The following is a 21,784-nucleotide window of genomic DNA, read 5'->3' as shown; positions in this document are numbered from 1 at the left end:
CTGCTTGTGCGGTTGTCGTGCCGGGCGGGACCCGGAAGGATCCTTACGCCTTGACGGAGGCCACGAAGGCGTTCCAGGCGTCGGCGGGGAAGGCCAGCACCGGGCCCTCGGTGTCCTTGGAGTCACGGACGGCCAGCTCGACGGCGGTCGGCGCCTTGACCTCGACGCAAGCGCCGTTGCCCCCGGAGTACGACGACTTCATCCACGTCTCCGAAGCGCCCTGAATCAGTGCCATGTCCACTCCTGTTGCGGTTGCGGTGGTCCGGTTCGCGCCAACCGTGTCGACCGATCGGCATGATCGACGCTAGCGGTCAACTCCCCCCGCCGGAGGAGCCGTTCACTCGACCGGATGGCATGTTCCAGGCGAGCCTTCCACTGAAGCGGACCGGCGGTGTACGATCCCGCGCCCGTGCCCCCTCACCTCAGTCGGCGTACCTTTTCGCCGCTTCGGCGATGAACTGCCGGGACACCTCCACATTGTGCGACTGCGCCCGCAGGTGCTCGTACATCACGGCGTACTTCTGCACGTCCTGCGCCTTCTCCAGGTACAGGTCGCTGGTGACGCCCTCCAGGTACACCACGCTGGAGTCGGCCGCGTCGGCGAACTCCAGGATCGCGTACTGGCCGTTGATGCCCGGGTGGGCGCCCACCTCGAACGGCAGCACCTGCACCGTGACGTGCGGCAGTTCGGACAGCTCGATGAGGTGCTCCAGCTGTTCGCGCATCACCAGCCGGCTGCCCACCACCCGGTGCAGCGCGGCCTCGTCCAGCACCACCCACAGCCGCAGCGGGTTGCGTTCGGTGGTGATGCGCTCCTGCCGCCGCATCCGCACCTCGACGCGCTTCTCGATCTCCTCCGCCGAGGTCTCGGGCAGCGCGCCGCGCACCAGCGCCTCGGCGTAGGGACGGGTCTGCAACAGGCCGGTGACGATCTGCGGTTCGTACACCCGCAGCGACTCCGCGTCGGTCTCCAGGCCGATGTACACGCTGTACGGGATGTCCCCGAAGGTGTGCCACCAGCCCTGCTGACGCGAGTCCCGGGCCATCTCCATCAGCGAGTCGACGATCCGCTTGTCCTCGACCTCGTACACCCCGCACAGGTCGCGCACATCGCGCTGGCTGATGCTCCTGCGGCCGTTCTCCAGCCTGCTGATCTTCGACTGCGACACCAGCAGCCGCTCCGCCACCTCCTCGGCCGTCATGCCCTTGAGCTCGCGGAGTCTGCGCAGCTCCTGGCCCAGCCGGCGCCGCCTTACGGTGGGATTGACATTGGACGCCACGGGACGTGCACCTCCGGCAGCCTGCCTGTGACTCAACACTTTCCGTATCTGCTGCTGAGCAGACTGCCACCAAGGTGCTCGCCCCCGCTGGGAAACGGCGGATATGCGCCGCCCCTCGAACAGGTGGACGCAGTCGAGCGGGACGGCGAGACCACGACAGCGGTCTCACCGCCCCGCTGCGACCAGCGGCTCCCGAACGGGTCTGTGCGGACCGGGACGGTGTCCCGGGCCTACGGCCGTGCCGAGGGCTCAGTGGGCCACCGCACGGGCCATGGAACCGCGGTGCGGCTGCATCGGAACCCCGCGTGCGGGTTCTGCCGCGGCCCTGGCACCGGGCGCGGCCTGCCGGGCGGGCGCGGCCGGGCCCCGGCGCGGCTGGGCGGCCGCGCCGTTCTGCACGTCCATGACGGCGTGCGCGACGAGCCCGCCCATGGGGTCGTGCCGGATCAGGTCCCGCAGCCGGGAGCGGGACGAGCGTCCCTCGTTCCCCGGATACAGGTGCTTGCCGAGCCCGACGGCGTGCGCCAGGGCGGCGAGCGCCGCGGTCCGCGGGTCCGGCGGTACGCCGGTGCGGATCGCGGAATCCAGCCGGGACCGGATCTCCCGGCTGATGGCGGTGTCGGTCGCCTGGTACCGCGTGGTCGGCAGCACCCCGCACATCTGGCCGGGCACGGCGGCGACCATGCCGCACCGCTCCAGATGCGAGAGGTACGTCTGCCTGAGCCCCAGCCGGGGCCCTCCGATCCAGTGGACGGCACGCACCGGAGCGCCACGCCTTCGCAGCAACTCCAACGCGCAGTCCAGAGTCGGATCTCCTGTCGGCCGTGGCACCACCACGGCGATACGATCCCCGTCTGGGGCTATCCGTCCGGCCAGCGCCAGCTCCACTAGCTGTGCACCGGCCAGACCGAGGTCGAGCGACTGCGGCTGCGCAGTGGTACCCGTGGCCGGGTCCAGTGCCAGCAGCAGAAGCTCCTCCGGAAGTGTTCTGCGGCTCCTGCCCATCCATGCCTCCCCGCGTGGATGAATGACAGGGTGACCCCTCTCACATTGGTCTGTCGAGGGTGCGTGACCGGTTCGTAAGGGAACCGGCAGGTATGTCGTTCTCGTCTACCGCAGGGGCCAGGCCCTCACACAGGACACTGGTACATGGTTCGGACAGGGCGCGCGCGAGCGTGCGGCGCATGGAGGAGGCATCGGTGGCGGGCGAGTCCCCCGACAGGTCGAAGCAGCGCGAGTCGTCGGCGGAACCGACGTCCGAGAGCGCGGGTTCGGTTCCCGAGGCACGTGATCCCCGGCTGACGGTGGCCCGCGAGGAGGACGCGCCGGCCGGCGCCACGGACTCGGCGACGCGGGTCCTGACGGCACGGTCCAAGACCCCGGCCGACGGGGACACGGAGCTGCGCGCGGCCGTCTCGGCGTGGATCCGCGAGCCGGGAACCGACGCGACTGCAAAGCGGACCGGTGCGGCGGGGGGCGCTGCCGAGGAGTCCTCCAACGGGGAGGAGCGGGACGGGGGTTCGGCCGGGGGGAAGTCCGGGGCGAAGGCCGGGGGCTCCTCCGACGCGGTGGCCGACGCCGCCGCCGACGGCCCGTCCGCCGGGAAGCCGACGGACGCGGGGACGTCCGGCTCCCGCGCGGGGGCCGCGTCTGAGGGTGCGTCCGCTGCCGGTGCGGGGAGCACCGATGCGGTACCGGAGGAGGCTGCGGCCGGGGACGGCGACGAGGCGGACGCGAAGGCGGGTGCGGAGGAAACGGCGGAGGAAGCGTCGGACGAGGGGGAAACGGAAGCGGCGAGAGCCGAGTCCGACGACCGCGCCGACGCCAAGGCCGACACCGACACCGACACCGACACCGACGACGGCACCGAGGCCGACACGGAGGCCACCTCCGACGAGAACACCGGCACCGGCGCGAAGGCCGCCTCCGACACCGAGGACGAGCCGGACGCCGAGCGCGGGGCCGAGGCCCGTACGGACGCAGAGGACCGTACGGACGCCGAGGACGACGACACCGAGTCCGGCGCCGGCGCCGGCGCGGAGGACGAGTCGGCGCCCGAGGCAGGAGCCGGTGCGGCCCCGGCCGCCGAGGCCGGCATAGACGCGGACGCAAAGTCCGGCGCCGGTGCCGAGGCCGCGGAGGTCTCGGACGCCGCGGACGCCGCGAAGAAAGAGGCCGGCACTGCCCCCGAGCCCGGTGCCGCCGGGGTCGATCAGCCGACCACCGTCTTCAAGGCCGTACAGCCCGAGAAGCCCGCCGTCGACCAGCCCACGACCATGCTCAAGGTCGGCGACAGCGCCAAGCCCGCCGAGTCCGCCAAGCCCGCCGAGTCCGAGTCCGAGCGCACCAGCAAGTTCGTCGCGCTGAGGGACGACATGCGCCCGGCCGGCCAGGCCTCCGCGTCCGACGCCACCACCGCCGTCCCGCAGGTCGGCCCGGAGCGCACCACCCAGCAGCCGCTGCCGCCCAAGCCCCCGCTGGATCTGCTGGCGGAGCTGACGAACACGCCGCCGCCCCCGGAGACCCCGGTCCGCACGCTCATGCGCCGGATCAAGATCTGGACCCCGCTGGTCCTGCTCCTGGTGATCGTCTTCGCGGTCGTGCAGGCCTTCCGCCCGCTGCCGGCGCCCGCCCTCACGCTCACCGCCGAGGACACCTACACGTTCGACGGCGGTGCGACCCGGCTGCCCTGGCCGGACGAGGGCCAGGGCTGGGTGGACGGCGACGGCATCGGCACGATGGGCCACTTCGGCGAGCAGAAGCCCGTGGCCATCGGCTCGGTCGCCAAGACCATGACCGCGTACATCGTCCTCCGCGACCACCCGCTGAAGCCGGGCGAGGAGGGTCCGAAGATCAAGGTGGACCCGAAGGCGGAGAAGGAGGGCGGCTACGACAAGGACGGCGAGTCCACGCTGAACACGATCAAGGCCGGCCAGTACCTCACCGAGAAGCAGGCCCTGTCCGCCGTCATGATCCCCTCCGCCAACAACATCGCGCGGCTCCTCGCGCGCTGGGACGCGGGCTCGGAGGCGGCGTTCGTGAAGAAGATGAACGCCGCCGCCAAGGAGCTGGGGATGACCGGGACGACGTACACCGACCCCTCGGGCCTGAAGGAGACCACCGTCTCCACGGCCGAGGACCAGGTGAAGCTCGGCCGCGCGGTCGTCAGGATCCCGGCCCTGGTCGCCATCACCAGCGCGGCGAGCTGGACGGACCCCTCCGGTCACAACTGGCCCAACTACAACGAGCTGCCGTACCGCATCGGCGCGATCGGCATCAAGACCGGCAGCACCACCAAGGCCGGCGGCAACCTGCTCTTCGCCTCCCGCAAGAAGACCGGCGGGCAGACGGTCACGATCGTCGGCGCCATCCTCGGCCAGAACAAGGCACCGATCCTCGGCACCGCCAACGCGGTCAGCAAGACCGCGCTGCTCGCCGCCGAGAAGGCCCTGACCTCCACGAAGGTCCTGAAAAAGGGCGACGTGGTCGGTTATGTGGACGACCGGCTCGGCGGCCACACCCCGGTCGTGGTCACCGAGGACGTCACCGCGGCCGGCTGGGCGGGCCTGAAGGTGCGGCTGTCCTTCACCGCCGGGCCGGTGCCGCACACCGCGAAGGCCGGCACCCGGGTCGGCACGCTCACCGTGGGTGACGGCACGGCCGCCGCGGTCAAGGTCCCGGTCGCCCTGCGGAAGGATCTCGCCGAGCCCGGGTTCGGCGCCAAGCTGACCCGTCTGGGCTGATCACCGCCCGCCCGCCCCGCCCCCGCACCCCGTCGCCGGAGCCCCACCCGGGAACTCCGCGGCGGGGTGCGTGCTAGCGTCACGAATCGGGGCAGGTCGCCGGTCACGCGAGACAGGGCCGCGAACTGGACAAAAACGGAAAGCGGCCGGATACACCGTGGAAGCGGCCGAGAACAGAAGACGGGACACGGGGAGTGCCTTCAGTGGCCACAGCGGAGCCGACACGCGCCGACGACGCCGAACCGGGCCCGGGAGCCGGTGCGCGAATACGTCCGACCACGAGTGACGCGGACGGCCGCGCCCGCGAGACGCCCGCCGGCGATTCCGGGGCGCCGCCCACCGCGCTCGGGGCCCTGCGCCGTCGGCTGCTGCGGCATCCCGTGCTGTCCATCACGGCCCTCGCGGGTGTGCTGCACATCATCTGGTTCTTCACCTTCGCGAACAGCGGTGGCGATCTCGCCGCGCAGGACGCGTGGGCGGAGTTCGTCGGCCGGCACCCGGACTCGGCGTACAACCTCGCCTGGTACGGGGGCATGCACCCGGTGTCGTACAGCGTGGTGTCGCCGTATCTGATGTCGGTCCTCGGCGTGCGTACGACGATGATGGTCGCCGGCACGGTGTCGGCGGGCCTGCTGACGCTGGTGCTGATCCGCAGCCGGGTGGTGAGGAACCCGCTGTGGGTCTCGCTCGCCGGGGTCTTCGCGCTGCTGTGCAACGCGATCTCCGGGCGGGTGACCTTCGGGCTCGGCACCATGTTCGCGCTCGGCGCGGTCGCCGCGGTGTTCTGCTGGCCGCACCGGTGGCGGACCAGGCGCTGGGCGAAGGCCCTGGTCACCGCCCCGCTGGCGGCGCTCGCCACGATGGCCTCGCCGGTGGCGGGGCTGTTCGTGGGGCTGGTCGCGGTCGCGCTGTTCCTCCAGAAGCGGCGGCCTGGCGCCTGGGCGCTGGGGCTCGCGCCGTCGGCGGTGGTCGCGGTGTCGGCCTGGCTGTTCCCGTTCTCCGGCACCCAGCCGATGGGGTTCGGCTCGGTGGTCATGCCCCTGCTGTACGGCCTGCTGTGCCTGTTCCTGGTGCCCAAGGGGTGGGTGACCGTGCGGCTGACGGCGGCCGTCTACAGCGTCGCCGTGGTGCTGGTGTGGCTGATCAGCTCGCAGATCGGGTCGAACATCTCGCGGCTGCCGATGCTGTTCGCGGGCGCGGCCCTGATCGCGGCGCTGCCGTACACCGTGCCGAAGTCCCGCAAGTGGTACCTGACCGTGCTGGCCTTCCTCGGCTTCGTCGGCTGGCTCGGCTACAAGTCGGTGGACGACATCATCCACACCACCCCGGCCGCGTCCTGGGCGCGGGAGCTGGCTCCGCTGGTGAACGAGCTGCAGAAGGGCGGCGCCGAGAAGGGCCGCGTCGAGGTGGTCCCGGCGCGCTCGCACCGCGAGGCCTCCGCGCTCGCTCCGTACGTCAACCTGGCCCGCGGCTGGAACCGGCAGGCCGACATGGAGCGCAACCCGCTCTTCTACGACGACACGCTGAACTCGGCGAACTATCACGAGTGGCTCAAGCGCTGGGCCGTGCACTACGTGGTGCTGCCCAAGGACGATCTGGACGGGTCCGGCGGCCAGCGGGAGCGGGAGCTGCTGCGCAGCGGGATGCCGTATCTGAAGCAGGTCTGGGGCGACGCGAACTGGCAGCTGTTCAAGGTGACCGACCCGGCGCCGCTCGCCGAGCCGAACGCGGTGGTGGACCGCGCCGATGAGGTGGAGATGACCCTGCGGGTGCGCAAGCCCGGCCGGGTCCTGGTGCGGATCCCGTACTCGCCGTGGCTGAGCATCGTCGACGAGCACGGCAAGAGCCTGAAGCCGCCGCAGGAGTCCTCCGATGCGCCCAAGACATACCGGAACGTCAACGGATGTCTTACGGAGACACAGGAGGACGCGAACGGGGACCGGTGGACGGTGCTGGTGGCGCCGAAGTCCGGGACGTACCGGCTGGCCTCGCCGTACCAGCTGCCGCGCGGTACGCCGTGCCCCGACGAGCTGAAGTGACGGCGGCGGCCGGTCGCGCCGCTCGCTGATCCGGGCGTCCGGGACCGTCGGCAGGGACGGTCCCCACCCGTTCACTCCGGTCCGGCCGGGCGCGACCACCCCGTCTGGTTCACATATCTGATCGAGGGTCACTACAACGAACGATTTTACCGCGACTTGACCTTCCCGTCGCTTGTCGCGTTCATGTGAGCGGACTCACGATCGGGCACATGAACAGTCTCGACTGGGCCGTGCTCATCGGCTACTTCGGTGTGATGGTCGCGATCGGTGTCTGGTCGCACAAACGCGTGGACAACGTCTCCGACTTCTTCACGGCCGGCGGCAAGATGCCCTGGTGGCTGTCCGGCATCTCGCACCACATGTCGGGCTACAGCGCCGTGATGTTCACCGGGTACGCGGGCATCGCCTACACCTACGGCGTCACCTCCTTCATCACCTGGTCCTTCCCCATCGCCCTCGGCATCGCCATCGGGTCGAAGCTGTTCGCGCCGCGCATCAACCGGCTGCGCTCCCGGCTCCACGTGGCCTCCCCGCTGGAGTACCTGAAGAACCGCTACAACCTGCCGACCCAGCAGGCACTCGCCTGGTCCGGCATGCTGCTGAAGATCGTGGACGTGGGCGCCAAGTGGGCGGCCATCGCCACGCTGCTGTCGGTGTTCACCGGGGTCTCGCTGAACCAGGGCATCCTCATCACCGGCGCCATCACCGCCGTCTACTGCACGATCGGCGGCCTGTGGGCGGACGCGCTGACCGAACTCGGCCAGTTCGTCATCCAGTTGCTGGCCGGTCTGTCCATGTTCATCGCGGTCGTGGCGAAGCTGAACGACAAGAACATCGGCTTCCTCGGGGCCTGGGACGAGCCCGCGCTGCACGGCCACGGCAAACCGCTGGTCGGCCCGTACAGCACGGTGTTCCTGCTGGCGTTCCTGTTCATCAAGCTGTTCGAGTACAACGGCGGCATGCTGAACCAGGCCCAGCGCTACATGGCCACCGGCAGCGCCCGGCAGGCCGAGCGCTCGGCCCGGCTGTCGGCCGTCCTGTGGCTGGTCTGGCCGGTCGTGCTGTTCTTCCCCATGTGGATGTCCCCGCTGCTGGTGCACGCGCAGAAGCCGGACGGCTCCGACTCCTACGCGCTCATGACCGAACAGCTGCTCCCGCACGGGCTGCTGGGCCTGGTCATCGTCGGGTTCTTCTCCCACACCATGGCCATGTGCTCCTCCGACGCCAACGCCATCGCGGCCGTCTTCACCCGGGACCTCGCGCCGGTGCTGTCGGCCCGGGCGCGGGGCTGGGGGGAGCGTTCGGGGCTGATCGCGGCCCGGGTCACCACGGTCGTCTTCCTCGGACTGTCCATGGCGGTCGCGACCCAGGTCAACTCCCCCGCGTTCAAGGACATCATCACGGTCGTCATCAAGTGGGTGGCCGGTCTGATGGGTCCGATCGCGATCCCGATGATGCTCGGGCTGCTGCGCGCGTTCCGCCGCTCGGGGCCGACGGCCGCGCTCACCAGCTGGGCGGCGGGTCTGCTGGCCTTCTGGCTGGTGAACTACCCGATCAGCTGGAACGTGGACGGCGGGGTGCCGCTCCAGTACCAGGTGTCGGTGCCGCTCGCGGTCTCGCTGGTCCTGTACATCCTGATCGGCTTCCTCAAGCCGGAGGACACCCCGGAGCGGCTGGCCGTCATCGAGAAGGTGAACACCGACGGCGACGGGGCGGCGGCGGTCCCGGTGCCGGCCAAGGCGGGGGACGACGTGGTCGGGGCACCGTAGCGGCTCTCACGCCCGCGGGTACCGCGCGAGCCACCCCGGGGACGCCCCGGCGGGGCCGTGCAGGGCGGGGCCCTGGGTCATCTCCATCGCGAAGTCGTCGGCGAGTTCCAGGACCGTCGGGCGGCCCTCCAGTTCGGCCAGCCAGGCCGGCGGGAGGGCCGTCTCGCCGTGCAGGGCGCCCAGCAGGCCCCCGGTGAGGGCGCCGGCCGCCGCCGACGGGCCGCTCTGGTTGACCGCGAGGCACAGCCCGTGCCGTACGTCCTCCCCCACCAGCGCGCAGTACACGGACGCGGCCAGCAGTCCGTCCGCCGTGCCGTCGCCGGCCAGCTCCTCCACCCGGGCCGGGGTCGGTATGCCCTGCCGTACCGCGCCGAGGGCGTTCCGCAGGGCGTCGGAGACCGGCTGGTGGCCGGGGCGGGCGGCGAGCAGGGCGAGGGCCCGCCGCACGGCGCCGTCCAGACTGTCGCCCCGGGCCAGGGCGTGCACGATCACGGCGTACGCGCCCGCCGAGAGGCAGGCGAGGGGGTGGCCGTGGGTCTGGGCCGCGCACTCCACGGCCAGTTGCACGACGAGCTGCGGCTCCCAGCCGACGAGCAGTCCGAAGGGTGCCGAGCGGGCGACCGCCTCGGGGCCCGGCTCGTCCGGGTTCTTCGGGGACTCCAGGGTGCCCATGGTCCGGTCGCCCAGCCCGATGAGCAGTGCGCGGGTGGGGTCGCGGCGGGCGTACAGCCACTCCTCGCGGGCCAGCCAGCCGTCCTCCGCGCGGCGCTCGTCGGGACCCCAGTCCCGCTGGGTGGCCGCCCAGCGCAGATACGCCCGGTGCAGATCGGTCGGCGGGTGCCAGGCGCCGGTGTCCCGCCGCACCTGGGCGCGTATCAGCCCGTCCACGGTGAACAGGGTCAGCTGGGTGTGGTGGGTGACGCCGCCGCGCCGGCCGCGTGCGACGGCCAGGTCGAGCAGCCCCCCGTCGCCGTACGCGGCCCGGATCTCCGCCAGGGTGAGGGCGTCGGCGGGCGCGCCGAGCGCGTCGCCCACCGCGACGCCGAGCAGGGTGCCGCGCACCCTGCTGCGATAGTCCTGCTGTTCCGCTCGGCCCCAGACGGCACCGGTCGTCGACCCCACCAGACCTCCCCTGGCACCGCCCGCCTGTACGACGCGCAGCACTGTAATCGACCGGGAACGGCCCGTTCAGCGGGACAAAACCGCCCCCACGGGTCGTTGTCCGGCGGACCGGTCCCGTTCGCCGCGCAACTCCCCGGAGTTCACCGTTCCTCTGGCTCAATACCCTGCGGTCAGGCCGGTGTTGGCCGGGAGAGAATCCAGCCATGACCACCACTCCCATCCGCCCCACCGGCCTCAGGCTTGCCGCCGGGGTGCTCACCGGCATACTCGCCCTCTACATCGCCCTGGTCGCGCTCGGGAACATCACCGACTTCGGGACCAACCAGCAGTACGTCCGGCACGTGCTGTCGATGGACACGACGTTCCAGGACGACCGGCTGATGTGGCGGGCCGTGACGAACAGGGCCCTGGAGGACACCGCGTACGTACTGATCATCGTCTGGGAGAGCGCGGCGGCCCTGCTGCTGGTCTGGGGGACGTCGCTGTGGGCGCGCGGCAGGGACGATGCCGCGCGGCGCTGGTCCACCTACGGCCTGCTGATGCTGATGCTGCTGTTCGGCGGCGGGTTCATCGCCATCGGCGGGGAGTGGTTCGCCATGTGGCAGTCGAAGTCGTGGAACGGGCTGGAGGCGGCGACCCGGATCTTCCTGATCAGCGGGGTCGCCCTGATCGTCAACCAGCTCCCCGCCCGGCAGCCGCGGACGGAGACCGGGACGGGGACGGACGGCTAGTCGACGACCGCGACCCGCGTGCCCTGGTCGCCGAAGGACCACAGCGCGGCCCCGTCCTCCTTGTGCAGGCGGATGCCGCCCAGCTTCTGGCCGTTCGCGGGGGGCGGGGACGAACCGTCCAGCGCGTTGGAGAAGGCGACGTTCACGCCGTCCGCCTTGGTGAAGTACATGACGTGCTCGATCTGCACGCCGTCCGAGCCCTTGAGGGACTGGGTGCGCAGGGTGATCGAGTAGCGGCCGGGCCGCGGGTCGACCGTGCCCGGCCACACCGGGAAGGTGCGGATCGGCTTGCCGGTCGCGTCGACCAGCCACACCCGCTCGGCCCCGAGCGAGTAGACGATCCGGCGGCCGTCGCCCGAGTCGTCCGGCAGCTCCGGCGCCTGCGGAGTGTGCGCCGAGGCGGACGGGTGCGGGCTCGCCGAGGCCGACGAGCCGGGCCGGGCCACGGCGGCGGCCTTGGGGTGCGGCCCGGCCTCCGCCTGTACGGCGAGGGCGACGACGACCGCGGTCGCCCCCGCCGTCAGACCGGTGACCCAGGCCCACGAGGGCAGTCGGGCAGCCACGGGACGCATCTCCTCCGCTACGGGGCCCCGTCCAGCATCGGGGGTCGGATCATCGTACTCAGTCCAGGACCGGGAGCAGCTCCGGCAGGTGCCCGTCGGAGGCCTCGGCGACCCGCTGCCGCTCCTCGGGGACCTCGCCGTAGAGGGTGGTGCGCGGCCTGGCCGGGCGGCCGGCGGCCTCGGCCACCGCGATCAGGTCGCGGATCGACTTGTACGAGCCGTAGGAGGAGCCCGCCATGCGGGAGATCGTCTCCTCCATCAGGGTGCCGCCGAGGTCGTTCGCCCCGGAGCGGAGCATCTCCGCCGCCCCTTCGGTGCCCAGTTTGACCCAGCTCGTCTGGATGTTGGGGATCCAGGGGTGCAGCAGGAGCCGGGCCATCGCCGTCACCGCCCGGTTGTCCCGCAGGGTCGGGCCCGGGCGGGCGATCCCCGCGAGGTACACCGGCGCGTTGGTGTGGATGAACGGCAGGGTCACGAACTCGGTGAAGCCGCCCGTCTCCCGCTGGATCCCAGCCAGCGTGCGCAGGTGGCCGAGCCAGTGCCGGGGCTGGTCGACATGGCCGTACATCATCGTGGACGAGGAGCGGATGCCCAGCTCGTGCGCGGTCCTGATCACCTCGATCCAGGTGGCCGCGGGCAGCTTGCCCTTGGTGAGCACCCAGCGGACCTCGTCGTCCAGGATCTCCGCCGCCGTGCCGGGGATGGAGTCCAGTCCGGCCTCCTTCGCGGCGGTCAGCCACTCGCGGATCGACAGACCGGTGCGGGTCGCCCCGTTCACCACCTCCATCGGCGAGAAGGCGTGCACATGCATCCCCGGCACGCGTTCCTTGACCGCCTTGGCGATGTCGAAGTACGCCGTCCCGGGCAGGTCGGGGTGGATACCGCCCTGCATGCACACCTCGACCGCGCCGACCTCCCACGCCTGCTGGGCGCGGTCCGCCACCTGCTCCAGGGACAGCGTGTAGGCGTCGGCGTCCGTGCGGCGCTGGGCGAAGGCGCAGAACCGGCAGCCGGTGTAGCAGACGTTGGTGAAGTTGATGTTGCGGGTGACGATGTAGGTGACATCGTCGCCGACCGCCGACCTGCGCACGTCGTCGGCCACCTTGCACAGCGCGTCCAGCGCCGGGCCGTCCGCGTGCAGCAGGGCCAGGGCCTCGGCGTCGGTCAGCCGGGCCGGGTCGTCGGCGGCCGTGCGCAGCGCCTCGCGCACATCGGCGTCGATCCGCTCCGGGGCCATGCCGGGGGCCGCCGCCTCGCGCAGCGCCTCCCAGTCGCCGTAGACCTCGTCGAAGTCGGCGCGCCGGTCGCCGGTGCGGCCCTCGGAGTCGATGGCCGTGTGCAGGTCGGTGCGGCCGGTGGCGGTGAACACCTCGTCCGGCTCCTGCCAGGGCCGGCCCTCGACGACCGCGTCCGCGCGGGCGAGGCCCGTCTCCGGGTCGGCGAGGGCGGACACGTGCGGGCGCAGCCGCGGATCCAGCCAGGGCTCACCCCTGCGCACGAACTCCGGGTAGACGCACAGGCGTTCGCGCAGCTCGAAGCCGGCCGCCCGGGACCGCTCGGTGAGTTCCTCGATCCGCGGCCAGGGGCGCTCGGGGTTGACGTGGTCGATGGTCAGCGGGGAGACCCCGCCCCAGTCGTCGATGCCGGCGCCGATCAGCCGCTCGTACTCCGCGTCGACCAGGTTCGGCGGGGCCTGGAGGCAGGCGCCCGGGCCCATGATGTGCCGGGCGACGGCCACCGTGGCGACCAGCTCGTCCAGTTCGGCGTCCGGCATGCCGCGCATCGCCGTGTCCGGCTTGGCGCGGAAGTTCTGGATGATCAGCTCCTGGATGCCGTGGTAGGCGCGGGCCACCTTCCGCAGCGCGAACAGCGACTCCGCGCGCTCCTCGTACGTCTCCCCGATGCCGATCAGCAGCCCCGAGGTGAACGGCACGGAGGAGCGGCCGGCGTCCTCCAGGACGCGCAGCCGGACCGCCGGTTCCTTGTCCGGGGAGCCGTGGTGCGGGCCGCCGGGCTCGGACCACAGCCGGGTGGCGGTGGTCTCCAGCATCATGCCCATGCTCGGCGCGACCGGCTTCAGCCGCTGGAAGTCCGTCCACGTCATGACGCCCGGGTTCAGGTGGGGCAGCAGGCCGGTCTCCTCCAGGATGCGGATGGAGATGGCGCGGACGTAGGCGATGGTGTCGTCGTAGCCGTGCGCGTCCAGCCACTCGCGCGCCTCGGGCCAGCGGTCCTCCGGCTTGTCGCCGAGGGTGATCAGGGCTTCCTTGCAGCCGAGGGCGGCACCCTTGCGGGCGATGTCCAGCACCTCGTCGGGGGACAGGAACATCCCGTGCCCGGCGCGGCGCAGCTTGCCGGGGACGGTGACGAAGGTGCAGTAATGGCACTTGTCCCGGCACAGCCGGGTGAGGGGGACGAAGACGCTCTTGGAGTACGTGATGACACCGGGCCTGCCCGCCGCCTCCAGGCCCGCGTCCCGCACCCGGGCGGCGGAGGCGGCCAGGTCCGTCAGGTCCGCACCGCGCGCCTGGAGGAGCACCGCCGCCTCGGCGACGTCGAGCGCGACGCCGTCCCGGGCACGTTTGAGGGCGCGACGCATGGAGTTCTCGGTGGGGCCGGTTCCGGAGGTCGCGGAAGTCGTCATCTCTCGAGCATACGGTCGCCGTGATCACCGCCGGCGAGTACGGGGTGCCGGGCCGGGGCTGGTTGTCCGCCGTGGTGGTGTGCGGGTCGTCCGCGGCCGGTCGCGCCCGCGCGGCGGAGCCGCAATCGATACTGTCCCGCGCCCCTGCGGGGCGCCTACCGTGGACGGGTGACGACCTTGCGCGGCACCTTCGCACCGGACTCCCCGGACTTCGCCTACCTGCCCTTCGAAGTCCCGCCGGGAACCGCAGAGTTGAAAGTCGCCTACACCTACGACAGGCCCCCGGTCCCACCCGGCACCCCTGGCAACGCGCTGGACATCGGGCTGTTCGACCCGCGCGGGACCGAGCTGGGCGGGCGGGGGTTCCGGGGCTGGTCGGGCGGGGCACGCAGCGAGTTCTCCGTGCGGGCCGACGCGGCGACCCCCGGGTACCTTCCCGGACCGCTCACCCCCGGTACCTGGCACATCGCCCTCGGCCCCTACACCGTGGCCCCGCAGGGGCTTGCCTACGAGGTGACCGTCACCCTGACCCCGGGGCCGGCCGGAACGCCACCCGGTCCGGTGTACCCGCCGGACCGGGCCCGGGGCCGGGGCCGCGACTGGTACCGGGGCGACTGCCACCTCCACTCCTGGCACTCCGACGGCCGCCGTACCCCGGCCGAGATCGCGGCGCTGGCCCGCGCCGCCGGGCTGGACTTCCTCAACAGCTCCGACCACAACACCAACGCCTCGCACCCGCACTGGGCCGACGCGGCCGGCGACGACCTGCTGGTGCTGCTCGGCGAGGAGGTCACCACCCGCAACGGGCACGTGCTCGCGCTCGGCACCGACCCGGGCACCTTCGTGGACTGGCGCTACCGGGCCCGCGACAACCGCTGGGCGCACTTCGCGCGGGCGATCCGGCGGGCCGGCGGGCTGGTCGTACCGGCCCATCCGCACGGCGACTGCGTGGGCTGCTCCTGGCGGTTCGGGTTCGCGGAGGCGGACGCCGTGGAGGTGTGGAACGGGATGTGGACACCCGACGACGAACTGGCGCTGGCGGGCTGGGACACCCGGCTGGTGGCGGCGGCGCGGGGCGAGCGGACGTGGCTGCCCGCCATGGGCAACAGCGACGCCCACCGCGATCCGGACGTGGTCGGGCTGCCTCAGACGGTCGTCCTCGCCGACGGGCTGACCCGGGAGGCGATCCAGGAGGGGCTGCGCGCCGGGCGGTCCTACGTCGCCGAGTCGCGCCATGTCTCGCTGGCCTTCTCCGTCACGGCGGAGGGCGGCGGGCGGGCCGGGATCGGGGAGCGGGCCGGGATCGGGGAGCGGCTGGCGGTGGACCCGGACACTCCGGTGACCGTGCGGCTGGAGGTGTCCGGCGCGCCGCGCTGCGCGGTGCGGTTCCTCACCGACCAGGGTCTGGTGTTCACCGGCGAGCCGCTGCCGGTGACCGGCACGGGGGTCGTGGAGTGGCGCACCTCCCCCGCCCGCGCGGCCTACGTACGGGCCGAGGTGCGGCACGAGACGGCGCTGGGCCCGGTGCCGGGGGCGATGGCCGCGTTCACCAACCCGGTGTTCCTGGGGCCGCCCGGTGCGGTGCGGTGATCCCCTGGAGGGTTCCGGCAGCGTCAACCTGATGGTCCGTCAGTTACACGGGCTCTCACAGGGGGCGCGAAAGGGGTGTGAGGACGCTGTGGAACGCGTGAGGGCCTTGTGTCCCGCGGCCGCCGCCCTGTGATCGGCGTCTCGCACGGCTGACGCAACCGCACCGAACAAGGCAAACTGACGGGGTTGTTCGTGACGCCGAGGGGGACGAACGCATGGACGGTGGGCCGCGAGTACCCGAGCAGCGGCGCGCCGGCTCCGCGGCCACCGCGGAAACCGGCACGCTGCGCTTCGGCGTGCTCGGTCCGGTGCGGGCCTGGCGCGGCGAGGAGGCGCTCGGCACGGGCTCCCCGCAGCAGCGCGCCCTGCTGGCCGCGCTGCTGCTGCGGGAGGGCCGTACGGCCACGGCGGCCGAGCTGATCGACGCGCTGTGGGGATCCGAGCCGCCGCCCCAGGCGCTGGCGGCGGTGCGCACGTACGCGTCCCGGCTGCGCAAGGTCCTGGACCCCGGGGTCCTGGTCAGCGAGTCCGGCGGGTACGCGGTGCGCGGGCTGCGCGAGGGCGCGCTGGACGTGACGGTGGCGCAGGACCTGGCGGCGGAGGCGGAGAAGGCGCGGGCCGCCGGCGATCTCGGCAGGGCCCGCAAACTGCTGCGGCAGGCGCTCGCGCTGTGGGACGGCGAACCCCTGGCCGGGGTGCCCGGCCCGTACGCCGAGGCCCAGCGGGCGCGCCTGGAGGAGTGGCGGCTCGGTCTGCTGGAGTCGCGGCTGGACCTGGACCTGGAGCAGGGCTGCCACGCCGAGGCGGTCTCGGAACTGACCGCCCTGACGGCGGCGCACCCCCTGCGGGAGCGGCTGCGCGAACTCCTCATGCTGGCGCTGTACCGCAGCGGCCGGCAGGCGGAGGCCCTCGCGGTGTACGCGGACACCCGCCGTTTGCTCGCCGAGGAGCTGGGCGTGGACCCGCGCCCCGGTCTCAGCGACCTCCAGCAGCGCATCCTGCGGGCGGACCCGGCGCTGGCGGAGCCCTCGGCGCCGGTCACGGAACAGGCGGCGGCGCCGGTCCGCCCGGCCCAGCTGCCCGCCACGGTGCCCGACTTCACCGGCCGCGCGTCCTTCGTCGCCGACCTGTGCGCCGTGCTGTCCTCCGCGTCCGAGACGGAGGGCCGGGTGATGGCGGTGTCCGCGCTGGCCGGGATCGGCGGCGTCGGCAAGACGACGCTGGCGGTGCACGTGGCCCACCGCGCGCGGCCCGCCTTCCCCGACGGGCAGCTGTACGTCGACCTCCAGGGCGCGGGCCCGCGCCCCGCGGAGCCGGAGACGGTGCTCGGCTCCTTCCTGCGGGCCCTGGGCACGGCGGACACGGCGATCCCCGACTCCCTGGAGGAGCGGTCGGCGCTGTACCGCTCGGTCCTGGACGGCCGCCGGGTCCTCGTCCTGCTGGACAACGCGAAGGACGCGGCCCAGGTACGGCCGCTGCTGCCCGGCACCGAGGGCTGCGCGGCCCTGGTCACCTCCCGGGTGCGCATGCTGGACCTCGCGGGCGCCCATCTGGTCGACCTGGACGTGATGTCCCCCGACGAGGCGCTGTGCCTCTTCACGAAGATCGTGGGCGAGGAGCGGGTGGCGGCGGAGCGGGAGGCCGCGCTGGACGTCGTGGCGGCGTGCGGCTTCCTCCCCCTGGCCATCCGCATCGCCGCGTCCCGCCTGGCGGCCCGCCGTACGTGGACGGTGTCGGTGCTGGCGGCCAAGCTCGCGGACGAGCGCCGGCGCCTGGACGAACTCCAGGCCGGCGACCTCGCGGTCAAGGCCACGTTCGAACTCGGCTACGGCCAGCTGGAGCCGGCCCAGGCCCGCGCCTTCCGCCTCCTCGGCCTGGCCGACGGCCCCGACATCTCCCTGGCCGCGGCGGCAGCGGTCCTGGACCTCCCCCCGGAGGACACCGAGGAACTCCTCGAGTCCCTGGTCGACACGTCCCTCCTCGAATCCGCGGCCCCCAACCGCTACCGCCTCCACGACCTGGTCCGCCTCTACGCCCGCGCCTGCGCAGAACGCGACGAGGACCCACCGAGCGAACGGGAGTCGGCGATGTCGCGGTTGCTGGACTTCTATCTGGCGACCGCGGCACGGGTGTACGCCATCGAACGCCCGGGGGACCGGACGGTGGACCACCTTCAGGTGACCGAGCAGTCGGGTCAGGCGTTCAGCGACGACGGAAAGGCCCTGGACTGGCTGCACGGCGAGGCCGCGTGCATACTCGCCTGCGTCCAGCAGTCCCTCGCTCAGGGAAACCTCCGGCGCGCGGTCGACCTCCTGCTGGCCGCCAAGGATCTGGCGGAGTCGGGTGCCAGCTCGCTTCACTACGAGACGGCGACCCGGGCGGCCCGCGACGCCGCCGACGCACTGGGTGACGCCCTCGCGGCCGGTCGTGCTCGCGTGACACTGACGCAAGTACTCATCAAATCCGGACAGTTCGACGAAGCGGCTGTCGAGGCCCAGGAGGCCATCGCTCTGGGCCGGACCGCGAACGACCCGTGGACGAGTGCGAACGCGCCGAACGAGCTGGGCATCATCGCCATCTGCAGGAACGACCACGCGGCCGGTGAAGCACATCTCCTCAGGGCCATCAGCGCCTTCCGTGAGGACGACAACCGCCCCGGAGAGGCCAGCGCCCTGTGCAACCTCTCGCGCGTACTCGTCTCCATGGACCGGGTCTCTGCGGGCATCGACCTGGTCCAGCAGGGGATCGCCATATACGACGAGCTGGGGCTGAGCGTGCGGCTGGCCAACGCCCGGTACGCCTTGGGTATTGCCCTGGGTCATACGGGCCGCAGCGTGGAGGCGCTGGAACAGCTCGACGAAGCGCTTCGTATCTTCGTCGAGAACCGCCAGCGCCTGTGGGAGGGAACGACCCACTTCCGTATCGCCCAGGTCCATCTCTCCGCACAGAGAGCGACCCAGGCGGCCCTGCACGCGGAGCAGGCACTCAGCACCGGGTGCATCGGCGGGGACTGGATGCGCGCGAACGTCCTGACTCTCCTGGGCAAGTCACTCGACGCCCTCGGTCAGGTCGACCGCGCCCGGGCCTGCTGGCGGGAAGCGCTCAGCATCCACGAGGCGTCGGAGGCGGCCGAGGCCATGGAAGTCCGCCGCCTGCTCGACCCCATGGCAACGGCCTGACCAGCCAGCCGATGACGTTCATCGAACGTTTATGAGGTGCTGCCACTCTCATTGCATCGACCCGTCGCGTCGGGGGGCAGACGGATCGGAATGGGCCTCACGGCTATGGTGAACGGCCCAGAGCGCTCGCTCGGCGACCCACGGGGGAGTTGCCGGGTGAGCGTTCCCCGAATCTCCGTGCACGAACTTCTGGGGAGGTCCCAGCCATGAGCGAAACCAAGATCACCGAAGCGGACATCACGACGCTGGACAGCCACGCGCCGGCTCCGCCCATCTCGGACAAGCTGCCCATCACGGACGACGGCCACGCATCCGCTCCGAGTGAGGACGCCATCACGACGCTGGACAGCCACGCGCCGGCTCCGCCCGCCCTGGACCTGACCGGCAAGTAAGCCACCAGTCCGACGGGGGAACGGCCGCGGTGGCGCGGAGGGGGAGTCGCCGCGGCCGGGTGTGAACGGGGGGACCGAGGGGCCGGGTCGGGGGACCCGGCCCCTCGGCCATGTCGTCTTCCGGGGGCCGCGGTCGTACCGCGGCCCCCTTCGCCTCACCCCCGGCACGATCGAAGGAGCCGGTGCCGGCGTCACCGGCCCGAGGGCCGTTCTCTTCGGCCCGCGCACCACGTACGGCATGGCCAGCTCCTGCGGAACAGCCAGGCGCGTCACGTCGTCCGTGCCGTGCCCGTGCCCTTCTCCGCGTCCAGGGCGTACACGCACCGGTCCTTGCTGCACGCGTACACCACGCCGTCCTTGACCACCGGGGAACCGGTGATCTCGCCGCCCGTCGCAAGCTTCCAGCGCAGCCGGCCGTCGTCGGCCTTCAGGGTGTACAGGAGGTGGTCGGTGGAGCCGAAGTGGATGCGGCCCTCGGCCACGGCGGGCGCGCCCACGACGTCGCCGCCCGCCTGGAACCGCCACTTGGGGGTGCCGGTGACCGCGTCCAGGGTGTACAGCCCCTTGCCGCTGCCCACGTGCACGTGCCCGGCGGCGACCAGCACCGGTTCCACGGAGGAGCGGGCCTCCGTGGCGATGCGCCAGCGGTCGCGGCCGTCGGCGGCGTCCAGGGCGTAGACCGTGCCCAGGTAGTCGGCGAGGTAGACCCCGCCGCCGGTGACGGCCGGGCCGGGGGCGAAGGCCGGCGGGCACAGGAAGACCGCCGGGGCCTCGAAGTGCCAGCGGACCCTGCCGCTCGCCGCGTCGACGGCGAGGACCCGGGTGCCGGCGGACACGTACACGCACCCGTCGGGCGCCGGGGCCGGCCGCACCGGCACCCCGCCGCAGGAGGCCGCGTCGCCGATGGGGTACGACCAGCGCTCCTCGCCGGTACGGGCCTCCAGCGCGCGCAGCCGGGCGTCCTGCCAGACGTAGACCGTGCCGTCGTGCAGGACCGGGCCCGCCTCGGGGGACTCGAAGTCGGTCTGGCAGCCGGTGATCTCCCACAGCTTCTGGCCGCTGGAGGCCTCCCACGCCTGGACGCCGCCGCCCCGGGTGCCGGTGACGACGGTGCCCCGGTCGGCCTGGAGGCAGTACACCCAGGCGTCCGTGGACAGCCGCCACAGATCGGTGCCCTCGCGGGCGTCGAGGGCGTACAGGGTGGGGCCGTCGGAGGCGTGGACCCGGCCGTCCGCCACCGCCATGGACCAGGCGACGTCCCGGGTCTTGAAGCGCCGGCGGCCGGTGGCCACGTCCAGGGCGTGCACCTCGAAGGAGGTGACGTAGACCAGGTCGCCGGCCACGGCCGGGGTGCCCCACACGTCGTTCGACATGCGGAACCGCCAGGGCCGCCAGCCGCTCGCGGGCTCCGGGGGCACGGGCGGGGCGGGTGGTACGGCGGGGTCGGCGAGGGCCACGCCGGGGCGCGGCCGGGACCAGCTGGCCACCAGGCCGGCCTCGGGCGGCGGCGCCTTGACGGCGGCGGCGCGGGCGTCGGCGACCCGGGGGCCGGGGCCGATGGGCACCGGGGCGCCGGCCAGCCGGACGGGGCCGGTGTCGGGGGCGCCGGCCGTGATCGGCACGGGGGCGGAGGGCGCCGGCGGCAGGGGCACGGGGCCCGGCATGGACACGGGCGCCGACGGCGGTACGGGGACCGGGGGGTCGTAGGGCGGGGGCGGGGGCACCGTCTGCCGGACGGCGGCGCGCGGGCCGTCGGTCGGGGCCGGGGCGGGCGGTACGGCGGGGCGGCCGCCGCGGCGGGCCTCGATCAGGGCGACGGCCTTCTCCGGCAGCCAGGCGGAGGCGGTGCCGCTGTCGTCGGAGCCGGAGCCGAACAGGTGCGGGGCGAGCTGGGCCTGGAGGTCGGCCGGCGTGGGCCGGGCGGTGGCCTCCATCTGCATGCACGCCTCGATCAGCGGGCGCAGCTCGTCCGGCAGCCCGGTGAGGTCAGGTCCCTCGCGCAGCAGCATGAAGACGGTCTCGACCGGGTTGGCGCCGTGGAAGGGCGGGTGTCCGGTGGCGGCGAAGACGAGGGTGGAGCCGAGGGAGAAGACGTCGCTGGCGCCGGTGACGCTGCGGGAGTCCTTGGCCTGCTCCGGGGACATGTAGGCGGGGGCGCCGACGGCGACGTTCGTCATGGTCAGCCGGGTGTTGGAGACCCCGGAGGCGATACCGAAGTCGATCACCCGGGGGCCGTCCTCGACCACGAGCACGTTGGACGGCTTCAGGTCGCGGTGGACCAGCCCGGCGCCGTGGATGGACTGGAGGGCCTCGGCCACGCCCGCCGCGAGCCAGCGCACGGCCTGCGCCGGCAGCGGCCCGCACTCGTTCACTATCTCTTCCAGCGAGGGCGCGGGGACGTAGGCGGTGGCCAGCCAGGGCACGGCGGCGCGCGGGTCGGCGTCGACCACGGCCGCGGTGTAGAAGCCGGAGACCGCGCGGGCCGCCTCCACCTCACGGGTGAAGCGGACGCGGAACAGCTGGTCCTCGGCCAGTTCGGTGCGCACCGTCTTGATCGCCACCCGCCGGCCGGACGCCGAGCGCGCGAGATAGACCAGCCCCATGCCGCCGGCCCCCAGCCGGCCCAGCACCTCGAACGGCCCGATCCGCCGCGGATCGTGCTGTGTCAGCTGATCCACCACTTGCCTGCCACCTCCCCGTACGAGCCGCGCCACCCCATATGTACGCGACCG

14 protein-coding genes are annotated in these 21,784 nt (G+C 72.8%); 7 read left to right on the top strand and 7 right to left on the bottom strand.

Annotated elements, in window-relative coordinates; translation table 11 throughout:
• Positions 1 to 43: 43 nt before the first annotated feature.
• The 3 genes from AB0E62_RS07845 to AB0E62_RS07835 form a co-directional block, all read right to left on the bottom strand.
• Positions 44 to 235: a DUF397 domain-containing protein gene (locus AB0E62_RS07845; protein ID WP_362189668.1), complete on the bottom strand. Its 192-nt coding sequence runs from the start codon at positions 233 to 235 to the stop codon at positions 44 to 46.
• 187 nt (positions 236 to 422) lie between these two features.
• Entirely contained in the window at positions 423 to 1,280 is an 858-nt protein-coding gene (locus tag AB0E62_RS07840) for a helix-turn-helix transcriptional regulator (RefSeq protein ID WP_362189666.1), read from the bottom strand.
• A 249-nt stretch (positions 1,281 to 1,529) separates the two neighbouring features.
• On the bottom strand, positions 1,530 to 2,285 hold the full coding sequence (locus AB0E62_RS07835) for a GPP34 family phosphoprotein (RefSeq protein ID WP_362189664.1): 756 nt from the start codon (positions 2,283 to 2,285) through the stop codon (positions 1,530 to 1,532).
• Between the two features lie 179 nt (positions 2,286 to 2,464).
• On the opposite strand from AB0E62_RS07835, the gene AB0E62_RS07830 reads away from it, so the two are divergent.
• The 3 genes from AB0E62_RS07830 to AB0E62_RS07820 all read left to right on the top strand — a co-directional run bounded on the left by AB0E62_RS07830 (position 2,465) and on the right by AB0E62_RS07820 (position 8,831).
• The gene (locus AB0E62_RS07830; RefSeq protein WP_362189661.1) at positions 2,465 to 5,023 is read left to right on the top strand and encodes a D-alanyl-D-alanine carboxypeptidase; all 2,559 of its coding nucleotides are present in this window, start codon (positions 2,465 to 2,467) and stop codon (positions 5,021 to 5,023) included.
• A gap of 203 nt (positions 5,024 to 5,226) precedes the next feature.
• Positions 5,227 to 7,062 carry a glycosyltransferase family 87 protein gene (locus AB0E62_RS07825; RefSeq protein WP_362189658.1) on the top strand — a complete coding sequence of 612 codons (1,836 nt, stop codon included), beginning with the start codon at positions 5,227 to 5,229 and terminating at the stop codon, positions 7,060 to 7,062.
• A gap of 209 nt (positions 7,063 to 7,271) precedes the next feature.
• The gene (locus AB0E62_RS07820) at positions 7,272 to 8,831 is read left to right on the top strand and encodes a sodium:solute symporter family protein (protein WP_362189656.1); all 1,560 of its coding nucleotides are present in this window, start codon (positions 7,272 to 7,274) and stop codon (positions 8,829 to 8,831) included.
• Between the two features lie 6 nt (positions 8,832 to 8,837).
• Here the strand turns inward: AB0E62_RS07820 and AB0E62_RS07815 are convergent, their stop codons facing one another.
• A complete protein-coding gene (locus tag AB0E62_RS07815) occupies positions 8,838 to 9,953 on the bottom strand; it encodes an ADP-ribosylglycohydrolase family protein (RefSeq protein ID WP_362189653.1) in 1,116 nt (371 codons plus the stop codon).
• Between the two features lie 203 nt (positions 9,954 to 10,156).
• Between AB0E62_RS07815 and AB0E62_RS07810 the strand changes: the two genes are divergently transcribed.
• Positions 10,157 to 10,684, top strand: a complete 528-nt coding sequence (locus tag AB0E62_RS07810; RefSeq protein WP_362189650.1) for a DUF2165 domain-containing protein — start codon at positions 10,157 to 10,159, stop codon at positions 10,682 to 10,684.
• Here the strand turns inward: AB0E62_RS07810 and AB0E62_RS07805 are convergent.
• Together AB0E62_RS07805 and AB0E62_RS07800 are read right to left on the bottom strand one after the other, a co-directional pair.
• Positions 10,681 to 11,256 carry a hypothetical protein gene (locus AB0E62_RS07805; protein ID WP_362189647.1) on the bottom strand — a complete coding sequence of 192 codons (576 nt, stop codon included), beginning with the start codon at positions 11,254 to 11,256 and terminating at the stop codon, positions 10,681 to 10,683. The two genes, AB0E62_RS07810 and AB0E62_RS07805, sit on opposite strands and share 4 nt — an antisense overlap.
• 49 nt (positions 11,257 to 11,305) lie before the next feature.
• On the bottom strand, positions 11,306 to 13,891 hold the full coding sequence (locus tag AB0E62_RS07800) for a bifunctional FO biosynthesis protein CofGH (RefSeq protein ID WP_362189644.1): 2,586 nt from the start codon (positions 13,889 to 13,891) through the stop codon (positions 11,306 to 11,308).
• A gap of 168 nt (positions 13,892 to 14,059) precedes the next feature.
• Here AB0E62_RS07800 and AB0E62_RS07795 point away from each other — a divergent pair, with 168 nt between their 5' ends.
• The 3 genes from AB0E62_RS07795 (at position 14,060) to AB0E62_RS07785 (ending at position 19,052) form a co-directional block, all read left to right on the top strand.
• Complete coding sequence (locus tag AB0E62_RS07795; protein ID WP_362189641.1) at positions 14,060 to 15,481, top strand: CehA/McbA family metallohydrolase; 1,422 nt, start codon at positions 14,060 to 14,062, stop codon at positions 15,479 to 15,481.
• 215 nt (positions 15,482 to 15,696) lie between these two features.
• Positions 15,697 to 18,660, top strand: a complete 2,964-nt coding sequence (locus AB0E62_RS07790; protein ID WP_362189639.1) for a BTAD domain-containing putative transcriptional regulator — start codon at positions 15,697 to 15,699, stop codon at positions 18,658 to 18,660.
• 206 nt (positions 18,661 to 18,866) lie between these two features.
• Entirely contained in the window at positions 18,867 to 19,052 is a 186-nt protein-coding gene (locus tag AB0E62_RS07785; RefSeq protein ID WP_362189636.1) for a sigma-like protein, read from the top strand.
• A 269-nt stretch (positions 19,053 to 19,321) separates the two neighbouring features.
• Here the strand turns inward: AB0E62_RS07785 and AB0E62_RS07780 are convergent, their stop codons facing one another.
• Positions 19,322 to 21,733, bottom strand: a complete 2,412-nt coding sequence (locus AB0E62_RS07780; protein WP_362189634.1) for a serine/threonine-protein kinase — start codon at positions 21,731 to 21,733, stop codon at positions 19,322 to 19,324.
• Positions 21,734 to 21,784 lie beyond the last annotated feature (51 nt).

It is taken from the genome of Streptomyces sp. NPDC038707 (assembly GCF_040636485.1).
Lineage (GTDB): Bacteria > Actinomycetota > Actinomycetes > Streptomycetales > Streptomycetaceae > Streptomyces.
This window is presented reverse-complemented; position numbering and strand designations above follow the sequence as displayed.

Excerpts from the sequence above, each read along its gene's own strand:
- AB0E62_RS07790 (WP_362189639.1), top strand. The coding sequence starts at position 15,697 with ATGGACGGTGGGCCGCGAGTACCCGAGCAGCGGCGCGCCGGCTCCGCG.
- AB0E62_RS07785 (WP_362189636.1), top strand. The coding sequence starts at position 18,867 with ATGAGCGAAACCAAGATCACCGAAGCGGACATCACGACGCTGGACAGC.
- AB0E62_RS07845 (WP_362189668.1), bottom strand. The coding sequence starts at position 235 with ATGGCACTGATTCAGGGCGCTTCGGAGACGTGGATGAAGTCGTCGTAC.
- AB0E62_RS07835 (WP_362189664.1), bottom strand. The coding sequence starts at position 2,285 with ATGGGCAGGAGCCGCAGAACACTTCCGGAGGAGCTTCTGCTGCTGGCA.
- AB0E62_RS07805 (WP_362189647.1), bottom strand. The coding sequence starts at position 11,256 with ATGCGTCCCGTGGCTGCCCGACTGCCCTCGTGGGCCTGGGTCACCGGT.
- AB0E62_RS07820 (WP_362189656.1), top strand. The coding sequence starts at position 7,272 with ATGAACAGTCTCGACTGGGCCGTGCTCATCGGCTACTTCGGTGTGATG.
- AB0E62_RS07830 (WP_362189661.1), top strand. The coding sequence starts at position 2,465 with ATGGAGGAGGCATCGGTGGCGGGCGAGTCCCCCGACAGGTCGAAGCAG.
- AB0E62_RS07800 (WP_362189644.1), bottom strand. The coding sequence starts at position 13,891 with ATGACGACTTCCGCGACCTCCGGAACCGGCCCCACCGAGAACTCCATG.
- AB0E62_RS07810 (WP_362189650.1), top strand. The coding sequence starts at position 10,157 with ATGACCACCACTCCCATCCGCCCCACCGGCCTCAGGCTTGCCGCCGGG.